Source organism: Nocardiopsis chromatogenes YIM 90109 (assembly GCF_000341185.1).
In the GTDB taxonomy this organism is placed as follows: domain Bacteria; phylum Actinomycetota; class Actinomycetes; order Streptosporangiales; family Streptosporangiaceae; genus Nocardiopsis_A; species Nocardiopsis_A chromatogenes.
The window spans coordinates 40743-57312 of record NZ_ANBH01000004.1; the positions used below are offsets into that span (position 1 = coordinate 40743).

A 16570-nucleotide genomic window follows, 5' to 3' on the forward strand; every position below is an offset into this window, starting at 1 on the left:
ATCTCCTCCGGGGGGCGGCGTCACGGCTGGAGCCGCCCTGTACGCCACCCGGAGCGGTCGCGGTCGTAGCGCAGGCGCCGGTGCAGCCGCCCCGGGTCGGCCTGCCAGAACTCGACGGACTCGGGCTCCAGCAGGTAGCCCAGCCAGCGGGCCGGGCGGGGCAGCGGCGCTCCGGCGCGCTCCAGCCGCTCGGCCCGCTGACGCAGCTCCTCCTCGTCCGCGAGCGGTGCGCTCTGCCGCGAGGCCGTCGACATCGGATGGGCACCGGGCGGGCGGGCCGCCCACAGCGCCTCGGACTCCTCGTCCGGCAGGGGGCCGGTCGGGCCGGACACGATCACCTGGCGCCCAGCCTCGCGCCAGTACAGCACCCCCGAGGCCCAGGCCGTCTGGGCGAGGTCCCGGCCCTTGCGGCTGTCGGCGTGGCTGGTGAAGACCAGACCGGTGTCGCGGACGTCGAGCACCTGCACGATCCGGTTGGAGGCGCGGCCTGAGGCGTCGGCGGAGGCCAGGGCCAGCGCCCCCGGCTCCCGGACCCTCTCCTCGACCGCGCGGTCGAACCAGGCGCGCAGGAGGCCCATCGGTTCGGCGGGCGGGGCGGTGAACGCGTCGGCCGCGCCCGGGCGGCGGGCGGTGGTCACGACGACCTCCCTTCCGGGGCGAAGGCCCGGCCGCGTTCGAGGGGGTGCCCCGAGTGGAGGCCTTCGACGACGGCCTCGACGTCGAAAGCCATGCGGTGTGTCGGCGGGTACCCGATGAGCTCGCTCGCCCGGTTCGGCGGCAGGGGCGCGTCCGGGTCGGCCGTGGAGTCCCACAGCATCACCGCGCCCCAGCGGCCGGTGGGCTCGTCCGAGATCCAGAACTTCAGGCGCAGCCCGGGGACGTGCTCCCACGGCTCGACGCCCTCGTCCCGCAGGTACTCCCGCAGGGACGCGTTGGTCTGGTCGGACCGGGACAGGTCCCACCAGGCGATGGCGGCCTTCATTCGCTCAGTGCCTCCTGGGTCGTGGTCATCCGTTCCAGCAGTCCGCCGAGGATCCGCTCGCCGTCGCGGGTGAGCACCGATTCGAGGTGGAACTGCACGGAGGCGAAGAACGGCCCGCGCAGGGCGTGGACCTCGCCGGTGCCGGGGTCCAGGGCGGCCCCCACCTCTCCGATGCCGGGGCACTCCACGCGCTCGGCCTCCGCGACGGCCACGTAGGAGTTGTAGAACCCCACCCGTTCCCGTGAGCCGAACAGGTCGATCTCCCGTTGGGCGCCCTGGTTGGGCACGTCCCGGCGCCGCAGGGCGAACCCGAGGTGCCGGCAGAGCAGCTGGTGGCTCAGGCAGACGGCCAGGAAGGGGATGCGCCGGGACACCAGGCGCCCGATCGTCGACGCGATGCGGGCCATGCGGGGGTGGCCGGTCTCGCGCGGGTCGCCGGGTCCGGGGCCCAGGACGACGATGTCGTGGTCGTCGAAGTCGTGGGGCTCGTCGAAGCGGGCGAGCCGCACGGTAGGCCCGACGGCACGCAGCTGGTGGGCGAGCATGGAGCTGAAGGTGTCCTCGGCGTCGATGACCAGCGCCCGGCGCCCGTCCAGCCGCGGTCGCGGCCGTGCCCGGTGCTCGGCGTCGTCGAGCCAGAAGCGGGCGATGGTCGCGTTGCGCCGCTCCAGCGCCTTCCTGACCTGCGGGTGGCCGTCGAGCCGCTCGTCGGCGCCCAGGGCCGAGAGCAGCCCCGCGGCCTTGGTGCGGGTCTCGGCGACCTCGGCGACGGGGTCGGAGTGGCGGACCAGGGTCGCGCCCACGCCGATCTCGACGTGTCCGATTCCCGATCCGTCCGAGCGGATGTCGGCGGTGCGGATGAGGATGGCGGAGTCCATGGAGCGCCGCCCGGCCGCGTCGCGGCCGATGAGGGCGGCGACGCCGGAGTAGTACCCGCGGCCCTGCGGCTCGTACCGGGCGATCACCCGGCAGGCGTTCTCCAGCGGGCTGCCGGTCACCGTGGGGGCGAACATCGTCGCCCGGAGGATGTCCCTGGGATCGAGGCGGCTGCGCCCCTCGATGGTGTACTCGGTGTGCGCGAGCCAGGCCATCTCCCGCAGGAACGGTCCGGCCACCCGGCCGCCGCCCTCGCAGACCCGGGCCATCATCTTCAGTTCCTCGTCCAGGACCATGGACAGCTCGTCGGTCTCCTTGCCGTCGTCGAGGAAGTCCATGACCTCCGACAGGACCGGCCCGGTCGGGGGGTAGCGGTAGGTGCCGCTGATCGGGGTCATCGCCGCGACGCCGTCGCGCAGGCTGACGTGGCGCTCCGGGGTGGCGCCGACGAAGGTGCGCGTGCCGGTGTGCACGAGGAAGGTCCAGTAGGCGCCGGTCTCGCGGGCGAGCAGGCGGCGGAACAGGCTGAGCGCGCTGCGGGTGGAGTATCCGGAGATCGTGGTGGTGTAGGAGCGCTTGATGACGAAGTTCGAGCCCTCCCCTGCGCCGATCTCGTCGTCGAGCACCGCGCGGACGGTGTCGGCGTAGTCCTCGTCCCCGATGTCGAAGCCGCCGCCGGTCAGGGTGATCGGGTCGTCGGGCAGGGTCCTCATCGCCTCCGGGACCGGGATGCGGCCCTGCTCCGACACCTCCAGCGCGAGCAGCGGCGAGGAGTCCTCCGGGGCGGCGAAGCCGCGTTCGGCGATCTGCCGGTAGGGCACCAGGACCAGGACGTCGTGGTGCGGCTCGCCGTGAGGCGCGGGGCCGTCGTCGGGCCGGGCGCCGAGCGGGATGTCGGCGAGCAGGGCGGGCGTGCCGACCGTTCCGAGCAGGATCTCGACCCGGTCCGGGCCCACCGTCTCGGGGCGGTGCAGGAGGGCGAAGGGTCCCGGTTCTGGGCCCAGCACGTGATGAAACAGCCGCTCGGCGCTCATCGCAGGACCTCCTCGGTCGTGGTGACCACCGAGCAGCGCAGGGCCGCGTAGTCCAGGGCCAGGCGGTGGTAGTCGGCGGAGAAGTCGCCGAGGGCGTCGGCGACCAGGAACGCCTCGATGTCGTTGGTGAACGCCTCCAGGGCGGTGGCCAGGACTCCGACGTGGGCGTACACCCCGCAGACGATGAGCTGGTCGCGGCCCATGCCGCGCATCCGCGCCAGCAGGTCGGAGCGGAAGAAGGCGCTGTAGCGCCACTTGGTGAGCACCGGGTCCTCCGGCCGCGGGGCCAGCTCCTCCGCGATCTCCCGGTCGCGGGGGTCGCTCCGCATACCCGGCCCCCAGAAGTCCTTCAGGAGGCCGCGTTCGTCGTCCGTCATTCCGCCGGGTTGGGCGGTGTAGTAGACCGGCACCCCGTGGGCGGCGCACCGCTCGCGCAGCTGTACGCAGTGGCGCACCAGCGGGTCGCGCACCGGCGCGGGGAACGGCGCGAGGAAGTAGCGCTGCATGTCGTGCACGAGCAGCACCGCCCGGGCCGGGTCGACGGTCCAGTGCACGGTGCCGGCGGGGAGGTCCTCGGCCGTGGGCAGGGGGTAGGCGGGGATCGGCGCTATGCCCGGCACGTCTCTCCTTCGGCGCGTTCCGTCATGGTCGGTGCCCGCCAGGCCGAGACCACCGATACGGCCTGGCGGGGGTTGAGCCTCGGGTCGCACAGGCTCGTGGAGCCGTTCTCGGCCGGGGCGGTCGCGCCGTCGGCGTCGACGCACTCGGCCACGGCGTCGGGGGTCGTCTCCAGGTGTATTCCGCCCGGTGTCCCGCCGGCGGCGCGGACGGCGTCCTGGAAGGCCCGGACCTCCCGGACCACCGTCTCGACGACCCGGGTCTTGCGGCCCTCGGCGGTCGTGCGCGTGTTGCCGTGCATGGGGTCGACCAGCCAGACGACCGGGTGCCCGGCGGTGCGCACGGCCTCCACGAGCGGCGGGAGCGCTTCGGCCACCGTGTCGGCGCCCAGCCGGGCGATGAGGGTGAGCCGCCCCGGTGTCCGCCCGGGGTCGAGCCGCGCGCACAGGGCGAGCAGGTCGGTGGCGGTCGCCTCTGGTCCGACCTTGCAGGCGACGGGGTTGTCCACGTCCGCCAGCAGCGCGACGTGCGCCCCGTCGGGCCTGGCCGTACGCGCGCCGATCCACGGCCAGTGCGTGGAGGCGAGGACGCGGCCCCCGTACCGGTCCCGGCGCAGCATCGGAATCTCGTAGTCGAGCAGCAGCGCCTCATGGCTGGTCCACACCGGCGGCCCGACACGCTCCCACGGGGTCGCGGCGAGATTGGCCAGGACCCGGCTCGCCGCGCTGTACCCCGCCAGCAGCCGCCAGGGGTCGGGCCTGCGCGCCTCCGGGTCCGCTTCGGGCCCGTTGACCATGTGTCCCCGGTAGACCGGGATCTCGACGCCGCCGATCCTCTCGGTGTGCGCCGACCGCGGCTTGGCGTACTGCCCCGCGATGCGTCCCACCCGCACCACCGGCTGACGGGTGATCGCCTCCATGGTTCCGGCGAGCAGGTGGAGTAGGCCCGCTTTGCGGTCCACGTCGTGTGCGGTGCATTCCGCGGGGTCCTCCGCGCAGTCGCCGGCCTGCACCACCTGCGCCCGCCCGGCGGCGGCCTCGGCGAGCGCCGTCCGGAGCCCGCTCAGTGACGAGGGCTCGATGAGCGGGGGCAGGGCCGCCAGCGCCGCGCGGACCCGCTCGACCTGTCCGGCGTCCTCCCACCGGGGCTGCTGATCGGCGGCGAGAGCCTCCGCGACCTCCGGCGAGGCGGCACTCAATTCCGGTTCCCGTGGACGGGAGCGGGGGCGAAAACGTTTCCGAGCGGCAAGGGAATAGCGGTCGCAGCATTCGGCGGCGTGTACTCGACTCTCATCACGATGACTTCCTCGAAAGATGACTTCCTCGAAATGAGCATGATGACCGCAGGGAAACGGCACTTCTCCGGTTTCCGGCAACAGATCATCCACGGGCGCCCCTTCGGGGAGGTGGCTCCTGCTCCCCTCAGTGATTGCCATAGAACCCTGGGCAACCTGCACTGTCAAGGGATGATAGGGGTCTGCGACACCCCGCCCCACTCACCGGCGGCACGACGGAGGGCCGCCTGGGCCATCGAATTGCATTCGATCTGCTCAGAGGCCGAATTCCACCCGGGAAACCGACTGGAAACATTTTTTCCAATGACCGTGCGCGCGGCGGTGAACTGCGATTACGGCCAGACCGGGGGCGCGACTGCCGATGCCCCGCCCTCCGGGGCGCCGATCCGTGAATGGATGGCCGACAAAGAAACGACCTGCCATTACTACGGTGAGTAAATAATTCATTACAGGAGAAAAATTCCGTGGCCTCCCGAAGCGGGAGTACCGGGAGGCCAGGGGCCGGGCCCGGGGCCCAAGGGGCCGCCTAGGGGGTAGCGATCCCTCTGAGTCCGGGGCCCACGGGGTTGCCCACAGGGGCGCATCAGGGCGCCGGTGGGCGGCCGGTGTCTGAGGGGGCGCGCCGGGAGAGCGTCGGGAGGGCTCGCCAAAGGGCGGCACCGCGCCGAATTGCGGCCGACCGGTGAGGCCTGCCTCAGATATGCCCGGATCTTCTTCAGACCGTATGCCCAGGCGGGCGGCAACGATTCGGGGACGGTGCTCCGGTACCCCGTCGCCCTGCGGACGGACCCGTCAGGTGGTGCGGCCGAAGTCCTCGGGGGTGATGGTGTCCAGGAACTCCCGGAACTTCTCCACCTCGTCCTCCTGCTCGTCCGGGATGGGGACGCCCGCCTCGTCGATGACCTCTTCCTTGGCGTAGATCGTCGCTCCGGTGCGCAGCGCCAAGGCGATGGAGTCCGACGGGCGCGCGCTCACCTCGACGCCGTTGGAGAACACCAGTTCGGCGTAGAAGATGCCGTCGTCCAGGGCGGTGATGTTGACGGTGTCCAGCGTCGCGTCCAGGGCCTCGAGGACGTCGCGGAAGAGGTCGTGGGTCAGCGGGCGGGCGGGGGTGACCCCTTGCTGGGCCAGCGCGATCGCGGTGGCCTCCACCGCCCCGATCCAGATGGGCAGGTAGCGTTCGCCGCCGGTCTCCTTCAGCAAGACGATCGGCTGGTTCGAGGGCATCTCGACCCGGACGCCGACGACCTCCATGTGCTTCACTGCGGCTCCGTCCCCACGACTGGTGTACCGGATGGGCACCGGCCCGGCTGTGCTGTCGTTCCCGTCCTCGTACAAGGCTAGGCCGCCGCCTCCGGACGGGGCGCCCTGGGGCCTGGGGCCGCTCCGCGCCGCTGCCGACGGTCTTCGATAACAAGGCTGTCCGGTCGGGGGCGGGCGCAAACCTTCCGCGCCCGGCCCCTGTGCGCGTTCCTGGTCAGCGGCGCGGCTTGGTCAGCAGCACCAGGCGGAACTTGCCGATCTGCACCTCGTCGCCGCCGCCGAGCTCGGCCTCGTCTATGCGCTCGCGGTTGACGTAGGTGCCGTTCAGGCTGCCCACGTCGCGCACGCCGAAGCCGTCGCCGCGGCGGAAGAACTCCACGTGGCGGCGGGACACCGTGACGTCGTCGAGGAAGATGTCGCTGTTGGGGTGGCGCCCGGCGGTGGTGACGTCGGAGTCGAGCAGGAACCGGCTGCCGGCGTTGGGGCCCCGCTTGACCACCAGCAGAGCGGTACCGGGCGGGAGCGCGTCCACGTTGCCCGTGTCCGCGGGGGCCTCCTCGGCGGCGTCCGTCTCGGCCTCCAGGGCCTGGATGCCGGCGATGGAGATGGTGGACGTGGTCTCGCCGACGGAGTCGCGGCGCTCACCGGCCCGGGCGGGCTCTTGTCCGCCCCGGTGCAGGGGGGTCCCACAGTTGGAGCAGAAACGGGCATCATCCGCAACGGCGTGACCGCACTGCGTGCAGTTAACGCTCGACATAGGTCGGCTCGGCCTCCTACCGCACGGGGGCGGTGCTCAGATACGTATCGGCTGCTGGTCTGGTCTGCCTGGCGGCCGGAGCCGCTCACCTCCCAGGCTCTCCCTCCCTGGCAACGCAGAAGGTGCTCGCCGGTGTTCCCGGATCGCCCTCGGCGTCCTCCTCCTTCCCCGAGGCGTCCGTCCGGCCTGCCCCGCCCGCGTCGCCAGTGTTGCGGGAACACTCGACTCTAAACCATATCCAGCCCCCGCCGGAGCGCCCGCGGGCCCTGAGCCGCAACGGATTTCGGCCGACTCCGGCCGTGGGGTGCGGACGGCCCGCAAGCCCTCCGCACCCCCGCCACCGGGGCCGATCCCGGCCTACCCCTCGGCGCGCTCCACGACCGCGCCCCACTCGTCCAGCAGTCGCTGGGCCGCGTCCGAATCGGACCCCTCGGCCCAGATCCGGGTGACCGCCTCGGCGGTGTCGGGCAGTACCAGGGCCCAGTCGCCGTTCGGCTCGACCACCCGGACGCCGTCGGTAGTGTCGATCTCGCGGTCGCCCGCGGCCTCCACCACCGCCCGCATCACGCTGCCCTTGACCGCCCAGGGCGTGGGCACCGAGCGGCGCAGCTGGTGCGCCTGCGGGATGCGGCGGTCGATCTGGCCGAGCGACAGCCGCGTGCGCGCCACCAGGCCCAGCAGCCGCACGAACGCCGCGATGCCGTCGGAGGTGCGGGAGAACTCCGGCAGGATGTACCCGCCCCGCCCGTCCCCGGCGAAGACGATGTCCTCGGCCTTGGCCGCCTTGGTGAGCTCGTCGGTGGCGGTGGGGGTCCACTGGACCTCGACGCCGTGGAAACGGGCCACCCTCTCGGCCACGCGGGTGGTGGTCACCGGGAGCGCCACCCGCCCACCGCCGCGCTCGGCGGCCACCAGGTCCAGGACGACCAGCAGCGCGCGCTCGTTGTCGACGAACTCGCCGTTCTCGTCGACGATGGACAGCCGCTCGGCCACCGGGTCGAAGCGCACCCCGAAGTCGGCCTTGGAGGACTCCACCAGCTCCCCCAGGTGCTGCAGGTCGCGCATCTGCTTGGCCAGGGTGTCGGTGGGCGAGGCCTCGTCCAGCCGGTTGTTCAGCGTCATCACGTCGGCGCCGACCTTGCTGAGCAGCGACGGCAGCACCAGCGCGCCGGTCCCCCCGGCGCAGTCGACGACGACCTTCATCTCCGCCTCGTCGATGCCGGAGGTGTCGATGCTCCGCAGCAGTTCCTGGGTGTAGCCCTCGATACCGCGCGAGGGGAAGGACAGCTCGGCGATCTCGCCGGGGAAGGCACGGCGGAACTCGGCGCGCGAGTAGACGCGCTCCAGCTTCCGCTGGGCCGCCGGGGAGAGGTCGGCCCCGCTGGAGTCGAGGAAGACCAGGTCGACCGACTGCGGGTCGCCGGGCGTGGTGCGCAGGGCGATGCCGCCGCTGACGCCGCTGTGGGAGGTGTTGTAGCGCGCCACCGGCATGGGGACGGCCTCCAGGTCCCGCACGTCGATCGCGCCCGCCGTCAGGGCGCTGACGACCGCGCGCTTGAGCGTGCGCGCGCCGCGGGAGGCGTCCCGGGAGGTGGTGACGACCGACCCCTTCTTGAGGGTGGTGGCATACGCGCTGGCCAGGCGGACGGCGAGTTCGGGGGTGATCTCGACGTTGATCAGGCCGGACACGCCCCGGGGCCCGAACAGCGAGCGCTGGCCGCGCGACTCCCAGATGACGTTGGTGTTGACGACCGCCCCGGCCTCGATGGTCTTGAACGGGTAGACCTTGATGTCGTTGGACAGGTACGCCTCGGCCTCGATGACGCATTCCTCGCCGATGATGGCGCCCTCTTCGATGCGGGCCCCGGACATCACGTCGGTGTTCTTGCCGACGACGCACCCGCGCAGGTTGGTCGAGGCGCCCACGTACACGTTGTCGTGCACGACGGTGCGGTGCAGGAATGCCTCCGAGCGCACCACGGCGTTGCTGCCCAGCACGGTGTACTCGCGCAGCTCGGCCCCGGCCTCCACCTTGGCGTAGTCCCCGATGTAGAGGGGGCCCTTGAGGACGGCCTCGGGGTCCACCTCGGCGCCTTCGCCGACCCACACCCCCGGCGAGACCTCGAAACCGTCGATCTCCACGTCCACGAGGCCCTTGAGGACGTCGGCCTGGGCGCTGAGGTAGGACTCGTGGGTGCCCACGTCCTCCCAGTAGCCGTCGGCGATGTAGCCGTAGAGCGGCTCGCCCTCCTTGAGCAGCTCGGGGAAGACGTCGCCGGACCAGTCCACCACCTCCCCGGCGGCGACCCGCTCCAGCACCTCGGGCTCCATGATGTAGATGCCGGTGTTGACGGTGTCCGAGAAGACCTGCCCCCAGGTGGGCTTCTCCAGGAACCGCTGCACGCGCCCCTCGTCGTCGACGATGATGATGCCGAACTCCAGGGGGTTGGCCACCCGTTTGAGGCCGATGGTGACCATGGCCCCGTTCTCGCGGTGGAAGCGCAGCATGTCGCTCAGGTCGATGTCGGTGAGCGCGTCACCGGAGATGACGATGAACGGTTCGCCGTGCAGGTGCTGCTCGGCGTTCTTGACGCTGCCGGCGGTGCCCAGCGGCACCTCCTCGGCCACGTAGTGCAGCTTCATCCCCAGCTCTTCGCCGTCGCCGAAGTAGTTGCGGATGAGGGTGGCCAGGAACTGCACGGTCACCACGGTCTCGTCGAAGCCGTGCCGCTTGAGCAGCCGGAGCACGTGCTCCATGATCGGCTTGTTGACCACGGGCAGCAGCGGTTTGGGCTGGTTCGCGGTCATGGGGCGCAGGCGGGTCCCCTCACCGCCCGCCATGACGACGGCCTTCATCTGGGGCACCTCCGGTCCGCCGGGGCGGTGCGCCTGCCCGCCGCCGGTCTGTGTCGCTCGTCGCTGGTCCTGCCCCCGGTCGGTCGCTGGTACGCCCTCGGGCGTGCTCTCATGGCGAGGAAGTCGCTCCCTTCCTGTCACTGCGGGGTGGCCCCGGGTCACCGGAGGAGGGGGCCTCCGGCCCTGTGGCCGTCGGCTCCTCGCCCTCGCGGGCCCCGGATGCGCCGCGCGTGGCCGCCGCGACGGCGCCGGGGTCGTGCCCCTGCGCGATCGCGCGGTCGGCCCGCCGGGCCTGCCTGATGAGGCTCTGGCCCTGGACCGCGTACAGCAGTCCGGCCCACCAGTAGATAGCAGTTCCCCACAGTGCGAACGCCCAACCCGTGATGCGGGCGACATCGCCGACGATTCCGCCGTACCCGGCGACGAACAGCAGCGGGAAGGAGTAGAGCAGGCACAGCGTCGCCGCCTTGCCCGCGAAGTTGACCGGGAGCGGCCCGTACCCGAAGTGCCGCAGCACCGGCAGCGACCCGATCATCAGCACGTCGCGCAGCACCAGCACGGCCATCAGCCACCAGGGCACGACGCCGCGGACGACCAGGCCGAGCACCGCGGCGAAGATGTAGAGCCGGTCGGCCATCGGGTCGAGCACGGCACCGAGCCTGCTGGTCTGGTTCCACGCGCGCGCGATCTTGCCGTCGAGCCAGTCCGACAGCCCGGCGAACGCCAGGACGCCCAGGGCCCACCAGTCGGCCTCGGGGACCAGGACGAGCCACAGGAACAGCGGCACACCGAGCAGCCTCAGCATGCTGAGCATGTTCGGGATCGTCCACACGCGGTCGCCCGGCGTGTTCGTACGGTTCGCCACCCCACCTCCAGAGTTCCCCGTTCCGAGCCTACCGGTCCCACCTCTGGCGGATTCTCAGCGTCCGAAACCCTTTAGTGGGGTCTTTCCCCGCTTGGGGTACGGCCGACCGGCCCATATCGGACCGTGTCGGGGGCCGGAGGCGCGGAGGGGCGCCCCTCACACGCGGGCGCCCAGCGCGCGCAGCGCGGGCATGCCGGTCGGCTCGCCGGGGGTGAGGGCGAGTTCGACGGCGCCGGTCCGGGCGAAGCGCCGCCGCGCCGCCGCGAGCGGCTCGGGGGCGGCGTCCTCGGGGACCTGGTTGATGACGGCGGGGCCCAGTCGGAACCCGGCCTTGGCGAGCTGCTCGGCGGCGCGCTCGGTCTCGGCCAGCACCATGCGCCTGGGGATCATCACCAGGCGCACCCAGGCGTCCCCGCGGAGGCGGTCGGCGGCCCGCTCCAGCTTGTGCCTGCGCGCGTGCAGCTTCTCCAGGAGGGGGTCGTCGGGCGCCTCGCCGGGGCCGCCGAGGATCCCGGCGGCGAGGCGGTCGGCGTCCAGCACGCGCTCGCGCTGCCGGGCGAGCCCCCGCACCCAGGGGGTGAGGAGTTCGGGCAGGGCGAGCAGCCGGAGCAGGTGCCCGGTGGGGGCGCTGTCGACGACGAGCCGGTCCCAGGTGCCGGGGACCTCCTCCATGGTGTCCATGAGCAGGTCGGCCAGGGCCGACTCGGCCATGCCCGGGCTGGAGGCGGCGTGCTCCAGGTGGCGGGAGACCGCGGGCATGATGTCGCGGGGAAGCGCGCGGTAGGCGTCGTCGGTCACCTCGCCGATGCGGCGCTTGACCGCGGTGTCGGCGTCGGGTTCGCGCGCCCAGAGGGCGTCGGCGACCTTCACGGGCCGGTCGCCCAGGCGGGTCTGGAGCGCGTCGCCGAGCGAGTGGGCGGGGTCGGTGGACACGAGGAGCGTGCGCAGTCCGGCGTCGGCGCAGTTGAGGGCGTAGGCGGCGGCCATGGTGGTCTTGCCGACGCCGCCCTTGCCGCCGAAGAAGACGATGGGCGGCTCGTGCGCCCCGTCCTCAGCCGGGCCCTGACCCCTGCTCAACAGCACACTCCCGGATCGCCGAACTCTTCGCGCCCCATGCGCTGGTGCCATTCGTGCAGGTCGGCGACCATGTAGGGGATGAGGTCGAGCGTCTCATAGGCCACCGGCCCCTCCACCCCCAGGGTCTCCAGGAGCATCAGGGCCCGCAGCGTGTCCTGCTGGGTGCGCGCCTCGCGGCGCATGACGTGGCGCCACCGGGTGTCGAACCAGGCGGTGTGGAACTCCTCCACCGTGCGCCAGGCCGCACGCAGGCGTTCGAGGCGCGCACCCATCGCTCGGGCCTCCCGTTCTTCCTCAGGCCCCGGTACCGGCGGACTCGTCCTCACCGCCGGCCCGGGCCTCGGCCGTGCCGCCCTCCGGGGCCCCGCCGGCGCTGCGCGCGGACCAGGCCTTCCACAGGGCGATGCCGGCCTCGACGATCAGCCAGAGCGCGACGACGAAGATGACCGCGTCCAGCGGCGCCAGCAGCACCCGGTCGATGAGCTGGTCGGAGGTGGCGAACTTCAGGAGGTTGGTGATCAGCGCCCAGGAGGTCATCACCATCAGGAAGACCAGCGGGATGAGCACGGCGACCGGGTTGCGGGCCTTCTTGGTGACCCACACGGCCACGACGGCCAGCGCCAGGCCGGCGGTGAGCTGGTTGGTGGTGCCGAAGAGCTGCCACAGGGTGCCGAAGGCGAAGTCGCCGGGGATCATCGCCAGCGCCAGCGGCACCAGGGTGGCGACCACGGTGGCCAGGGTCAGGTTGCGCGCCAGCGGGCGGATCCGGGTGATCTCGCCGATCTCCTGCACGATGTAGCGCTGCAGGCGCACGCCGGTGTCCATGGTGGTGGCGGCGAAGCTGATCACGACCACGGCGGCGAACACGGTGGCGGTGGCCGCGGGGATGCCCAGGTTGGAGGCGAACCCGGCGACGCCGTTGACGAAGTTGCCGGTGGCCCCGGCCGAGGCGGTCTCCCAGTCGGCGTAGAGCGCCGACCAGTCCTGGTCGCCGACGATGACCACGCCGGCCGTGCAGGCCAGGATCGAGCACAGGGCCAGGCTGCCCTCGCCGATGGCGCCCATGTAGCCGACGTAGCGGGCGTCGGTCTCCTTGTCGAGCTGCTTGGAGGTGGTGCCCGAGGAGACCAGGCTGTGGAAGCCGGAGATGGCGCCGCAGGCCACGGTGATGAACAGCAGCGGGAACCAGTTGGGCGAGCCCTCGGGCACGTCGTGGACGACCGGGGCGGCGATGGTGTCCATGCCGACCACGACGCCGAGCAGGATCAGCAGCAGGGCGACCAGCATCTGCTGCTGGTTGACGTAGTCGCGCGGCTGGAGCAGCAGCCAGACCGGCAGGCGAGAGGCGAGGAAGGCGTAGGCGAAGATCAGCACGATCCAGACCATGCGCGGCTCGACGCCGAGCAGCCCGGCCAGCGGGTCGGCGGTGATCGGGAACGTCTGGCCCAGCGGGATGCAGGCGTAGATGACCACCAGGGCCACGATCGAGGGCAGCAGCGCGGCGGTGCGGCGGCGGTAGACCCACTGGCCGACGGCGATCGCCAGCGGGATGGTCACCAGTACCGGCAGCACCGCCTCGGGGGTGCCGATGAACAGGTTGGTGATGACCACCGAGAAGACCGCGTTCACCAGGGTCAGCAGGAAGAAGATGATGACCAGGAACAGCGAGCGCGAGCGGGGGCCGACGACCTCGCTGGCCAGGGTGCCGATGCTCTTGGCCTTGTGGCGCACGGAGATGGCCAGGGCGCCGAAGTCGTGCACGCCCGCGGCGAAGACGGTGCCCAGGACCACCCACACCAGGGCCGGGCCCCAGCCCCAGAACACCGCGACGGCCGGGCCGACGATGGGGGCGGCGCCGGCGACGGAGATGAAGTGGTGGCTGAAGACGATGTGCTTGTTGGTCGGGACGAAGTCCACGCCGTCCTTGTAGGCGTGGGCGGGGGTGGTGAACGCCGGGTCCAGCGCGAAGACGCGCTTGGAGAGGTAGGCCGAGTAGTACCTGTAGCCCAGCGCGAAGATCGCCAGTGCGGCGACCAGCACGACGACTGCCGGCATTGAGGGATCCTTACTGTCCGCGGTTCGTTCCCCTTGATTCGACGGGCCTCGGGGGTACACCGCAAGGGGGTGGCTGGGAAGCGGATACGTCGATTCGTCACGAATCGTGTCAAGATCGACTAAAGTCACCAGAAGTTAGCATGAGATCCCGATCACTACAAAGGCGTGACCTGCATGGCGGCTCCCGACGACATCTCCGGTGCCTGGCGGCGGGCGGTCACCGCGGAGCTGTGCTGGACCGGCCCGGCGGGTCCGGCCGGGATCCCCGTGGTGCCGCTGGTCCTGGACGGGCGCCCGTGCGCCGCGCTGCCCGCCGCCCACCTGGACACCGCCGACACCCTGACCTCGGGGCGGGCGGCGTTCGCGCTGACCTCCGAGCGGCACGGCGGGCCGGGGATGGTGGCCTGCGGCCCGGTGGAGGTGGTCGCCGACGCCGACGGGAGGCTGTTCACCGAGCACCTGCTCGCCCAGGAGCTCGTCAAGCATCCGCCGACGCGGCTGCGCGCCGACAGCCTGATGGCCCAGCGGGAGAACTGGTGGTGGCTGCCGCGCGTGGTGGTCGTGCTGTCCCGCGTGGAGTCCGAGCGGGAGCTGCCGGTGCGGTCGGCCCCCGAGGACGCGGTGCTGGTCCGCCCGCCTCTGGGGCCCGGCACCGAGGCCGAGGCCGCCGAGGACCCCCGTGTGGACGTGGTGACCGCGGACGGATGGCCCCGGGAGGGCACGGACCCGGCGTGGCTCCGCCGCCTGGACGGCGCCCCGCTGCACGGCCGCGGGGAGCGGGCGTTCCTGTTCGGACACCGGCACAGCCCCGACTTCGAGCGGTGGGAGCGGTGGCACCGGGCCGGGACGCTGACGGGCGGCCGGCTGTCCGTGGAGGAGGCGGAGGGGGAACCGATGGGCGAGGTGGCGCCGTTCGGGGTCTTGGAGCGCCTGCGCAACCACCGCGAGCTGGTGAAGGCGTGCAAGGCGGGCGTGGCCGCGCTGGAGGCCCGCCAGGGAACGGGCGGCTGAGGCGACGGCCCTCCCACTCCTCCGCCCGTGGGTTTTCGCAGGCCACAGCAGGGGCACCTCTGAATGCGTTCAGTGCGCACATGAATTCGGAGGGTAGTCGACATGCGGATGCTCCTGCGGGCGGGCACGGCGGCCGGTGCCGCCGTGCTGGCGATGGCGCCGGTCCCGGCGGCCCAGGCGGCCGGGACCGAATGCGAGACGGTCGCCTCGGCCCTGGACTCGACCGGCGCGGGACTGTGGATCGAGGTCTGCGACCCGTACCGCGTCCGGGCCGGAGGCGAGGGCCTCTCCCCCGGCGACACGGTCGAGCTCCGGGAGGCGGGCAAGGGGATGCTCCTCGCCGAGGCGGTCGTCCCCGACGGGGAGGACGAGGCGGCCACCGAGTACTGGTCCGGGTACGTCGGCTACGGAGATGAGCGCCCGTACGGGCACGTGGCCTCCGTGGACCTCGGTGGGGACGGCTCGTTCGTCGTGCGCGACTACGGCCGCTCCCGCTGATCCGCGGGGGCGCCGACGCGTCGGACGGGGTCCAGCGGCTCCCGTCCGACGGCGTACCCCGGGGCCCACACGGTCAGGCGGTGGCCGACGCGGGCCGCCTGGCGGGCTCGAACAGCTCGACGAGGTTGCCCGCCGGGTCCGCCAGCAGGATCTGGCGCCCGCCCGGCCCCGACACCTGCTCGCTGCGGAAGGACAGGCCCTCGGCCGCAAGGCGGTCGATCTCGGCGGACAGGTCGTCGACGATGAGGTGGATGCGGTTGCGCCCGCCGGTGGCGGCCGCGTCCTCCGGCGTCGCGCGGGCGCCGGAGCTGGCCGGGCCGGACAGCAGCAGCCGCAGCCGCCCCCGGGTGACCTCGGCGAAGGCGGGCGCCGCGCTCATGCCCGCCTCGAAGCCGAGGTGGGCGGTGTAGAAGGTGACGGCCGCCTGGACGTCGTCGACGATGTAGCGGACGCTGGCGTGGTCGGTCTCTGCGGTCATGACCGCACCTCCGGGTGGGGCTGGTCGATGAGCACGGGCAGCAGGTGCCGGACGCGGGCCTCGATCTCGGCCGCCGTCCGCGCGAACCCCCCGTCCGCGCTCCTGTCCGCGTCCCCGTCCGCTCCCCGGCCGGCGGCCGGGGCGGGGTCGGGCACGCTCCAGTGGATCCTCCGCGGCCGCCCCGGGAACTCCGGGCAGACCTCGCGCACGCGGTCGCACAGGGTCACGACGTAGTCGAACCGGCGGCCGGCCAGGGTGTCCAGGTGCCGGGGCCGCCGTTCGGCGATGTCGATGCCGTACCGCTCGCGCAGCACGCGAACGGCGGCCGGGTGGACGCGCTCCTTCGGGGCCGACCCGGCGTCGGCCGCCGCGACGCGTCCGCCGGTGCTGCGGCGCATCAGCGCCGCCGCGATGGGCGAGCGGGCGCTGTTGCCGGTACAGGCGAACAGCACCCGCGGCGGGTCGGGGAGCTCCGGGACCGCCGACGGGTCCGGCGGCACCGGCGGCACCATGCGCAGGGCCGGGTGCAGGGCGCCGCCGGCGGCGGCCAGCTCCCCGGCACAGCGCTCCAGGTCGAGCCGGTAGTAGGTGTCGCGGCCGTCGTGGCCGCTGCGCCGCGCGGCCACCAGGCCCCCGGCGCGCAGGCGGCGCAGGTGGTAGGAGACCAGGTTCTGCGGCTCGCCGACGCCCTCCGCCAGCTCGCGCACCCGCCGGTCACCCCCGGCCAGCACGGCGAGCAGCCGCCACCGCAGCGGATGGGCGGCGAGCTCGACGAACACCGGCGGCTCCGGGACCGTGGGATCCATGTGAGCCAGAATACATCAAACCCATTTGACGGAATAGGAGCGGCGGGAGGGGGCGGAATGGGCGGCGACGGCGTGAGCGGGGCGGTTCCCCGGGCCTGCC

General features: G+C 72.6%; 17 protein-coding genes. 3 read left to right on the forward strand and 14 right to left on the reverse strand.

What is annotated here, in order from left to right; all coding sequences use genetic code 11:
- Positions 1–20 precede the first annotated feature (20 nt).
- The 5 genes from phzG to D476_RS0100335 are packed head-to-tail and all read right to left on the reverse strand — an operon-like array spanning position 21 to position 4708.
- Entirely contained in the window at positions 21–638 is a 618-nt protein-coding gene (gene phzG, locus D476_RS0100315) for a phenazine biosynthesis FMN-dependent oxidase PhzG (RefSeq protein WP_017621993.1), read from the reverse strand.
- Complete coding sequence (locus D476_RS0100320; RefSeq protein ID WP_017621994.1) at positions 635–982, reverse strand: hypothetical protein; 348 nt, start codon at positions 980–982, stop codon at positions 635–637. Before D476_RS0100320 ends, phzG begins: the two co-directional genes overlap by 4 nt.
- Complete coding sequence (locus tag D476_RS0100325; RefSeq protein ID WP_017621995.1) at positions 979–2892, reverse strand: phenazine-specific anthranilate synthase component I; 1914 nt, start codon at positions 2890–2892, stop codon at positions 979–981. Before D476_RS0100325 ends, D476_RS0100320 begins: the two co-directional genes overlap by 4 nt.
- Complete coding sequence (locus tag D476_RS0100330) at positions 2889–3512, reverse strand: isochorismatase family protein (protein ID WP_017621996.1); 624 nt, start codon at positions 3510–3512, stop codon at positions 2889–2891. The genes D476_RS0100325 and D476_RS0100330 overlap by 4 nt, the downstream gene beginning before the upstream one ends.
- Complete coding sequence (locus tag D476_RS0100335) at positions 3500–4708, reverse strand: 3-deoxy-7-phosphoheptulonate synthase (RefSeq protein ID WP_017621997.1); 1209 nt, start codon at positions 4706–4708, stop codon at positions 3500–3502. Before D476_RS0100335 ends, D476_RS0100330 begins: the two co-directional genes overlap by 13 nt.
- 78 nt (positions 4709–4786) lie before the next feature.
- Between D476_RS0100335 and D476_RS38645 the strand changes: the two genes are divergently transcribed.
- Positions 4787–5242, forward strand: a complete 456-nt coding sequence (locus tag D476_RS38645) for a hypothetical protein (protein WP_239648555.1) — start codon at positions 4787–4789, stop codon at positions 5240–5242.
- A 354-nt stretch (positions 5243–5596) separates the two neighbouring features.
- Here D476_RS38645 and D476_RS0100340 read toward each other — a convergent pair whose 3' ends face one another.
- The 7 genes from D476_RS0100340 to D476_RS0100370 all read right to left on the reverse strand — a co-directional run bounded on the left by D476_RS0100340 (position 5597) and on the right by D476_RS0100370 (position 13677).
- A complete protein-coding gene (locus tag D476_RS0100340; protein WP_017621998.1) occupies positions 5597–6067 on the reverse strand; it encodes a bifunctional nuclease family protein in 471 nt (156 codons plus the stop codon).
- Positions 6068–6281: 214 nt separating this feature from the next.
- Positions 6282–6824 (reverse strand): FHA domain-containing protein, encoded by a 543-nt coding sequence (locus tag D476_RS0100345; protein ID WP_017621999.1) that lies wholly within the window; start codon positions 6822–6824, stop codon positions 6282–6284.
- 357 nt (positions 6825–7181) lie between these two features.
- Entirely contained in the window at positions 7182–9680 is a 2499-nt protein-coding gene (locus D476_RS0100350; protein ID WP_017622000.1) for a mannose-1-phosphate guanyltransferase, read from the reverse strand.
- A gap of 109 nt (positions 9681–9789) precedes the next feature.
- Positions 9790–10545, reverse strand: coding sequence for a CDP-alcohol phosphatidyltransferase family protein (locus D476_RS0100355; RefSeq protein WP_017622001.1), 756 nt, complete (start codon positions 10543–10545; stop codon positions 9790–9792).
- A gap of 156 nt (positions 10546–10701) precedes the next feature.
- Entirely contained in the window at positions 10702–11622 is a 921-nt protein-coding gene (locus tag D476_RS0100360; protein WP_017622002.1) for an ArsA family ATPase, read from the reverse strand.
- A complete protein-coding gene (locus tag D476_RS0100365; protein ID WP_017622003.1) occupies positions 11619–11894 on the reverse strand; it encodes a cory-CC-star protein in 276 nt (91 codons plus the stop codon). Before D476_RS0100365 ends, D476_RS0100360 begins: the two co-directional genes overlap by 4 nt.
- 22 nt (positions 11895–11916) lie before the next feature.
- Positions 11917–13677 carry a carbon starvation CstA family protein gene (locus tag D476_RS0100370; protein WP_017622004.1) on the reverse strand — a complete coding sequence of 587 codons (1761 nt, stop codon included), beginning with the start codon at positions 13675–13677 and terminating at the stop codon, positions 11917–11919.
- A 174-nt stretch (positions 13678–13851) separates the two neighbouring features.
- Here D476_RS0100370 and D476_RS0100375 point away from each other — a divergent pair, with 174 nt between their 5' ends.
- Together D476_RS0100375 and D476_RS0100380 are read left to right on the forward strand one after the other, a co-directional pair.
- On the forward strand, positions 13852–14688 hold the full coding sequence (locus D476_RS0100375) for a hypothetical protein (protein WP_026123098.1): 837 nt from the start codon (positions 13852–13854) through the stop codon (positions 14686–14688).
- Between the two features lie 102 nt (positions 14689–14790).
- Positions 14791–15186, forward strand: coding sequence for a hypothetical protein (locus D476_RS0100380; protein WP_017622006.1), 396 nt, complete (start codon positions 14791–14793; stop codon positions 15184–15186).
- 73 nt (positions 15187–15259) lie between these two features.
- Here D476_RS0100380 and D476_RS0100385 read toward each other — a convergent pair whose 3' ends face one another.
- A complete protein-coding gene (locus D476_RS0100385; protein ID WP_017622007.1) occupies positions 15260–15664 on the reverse strand; it encodes a VOC family protein in 405 nt (134 codons plus the stop codon).
- On the reverse strand, positions 15661–16470 hold the full coding sequence (locus tag D476_RS0100390; protein WP_017622008.1) for an arsenate reductase/protein-tyrosine-phosphatase family protein: 810 nt from the start codon (positions 16468–16470) through the stop codon (positions 15661–15663). Before D476_RS0100390 ends, D476_RS0100385 begins: the two co-directional genes overlap by 4 nt.
- Positions 16471–16570 lie beyond the last annotated feature (100 nt).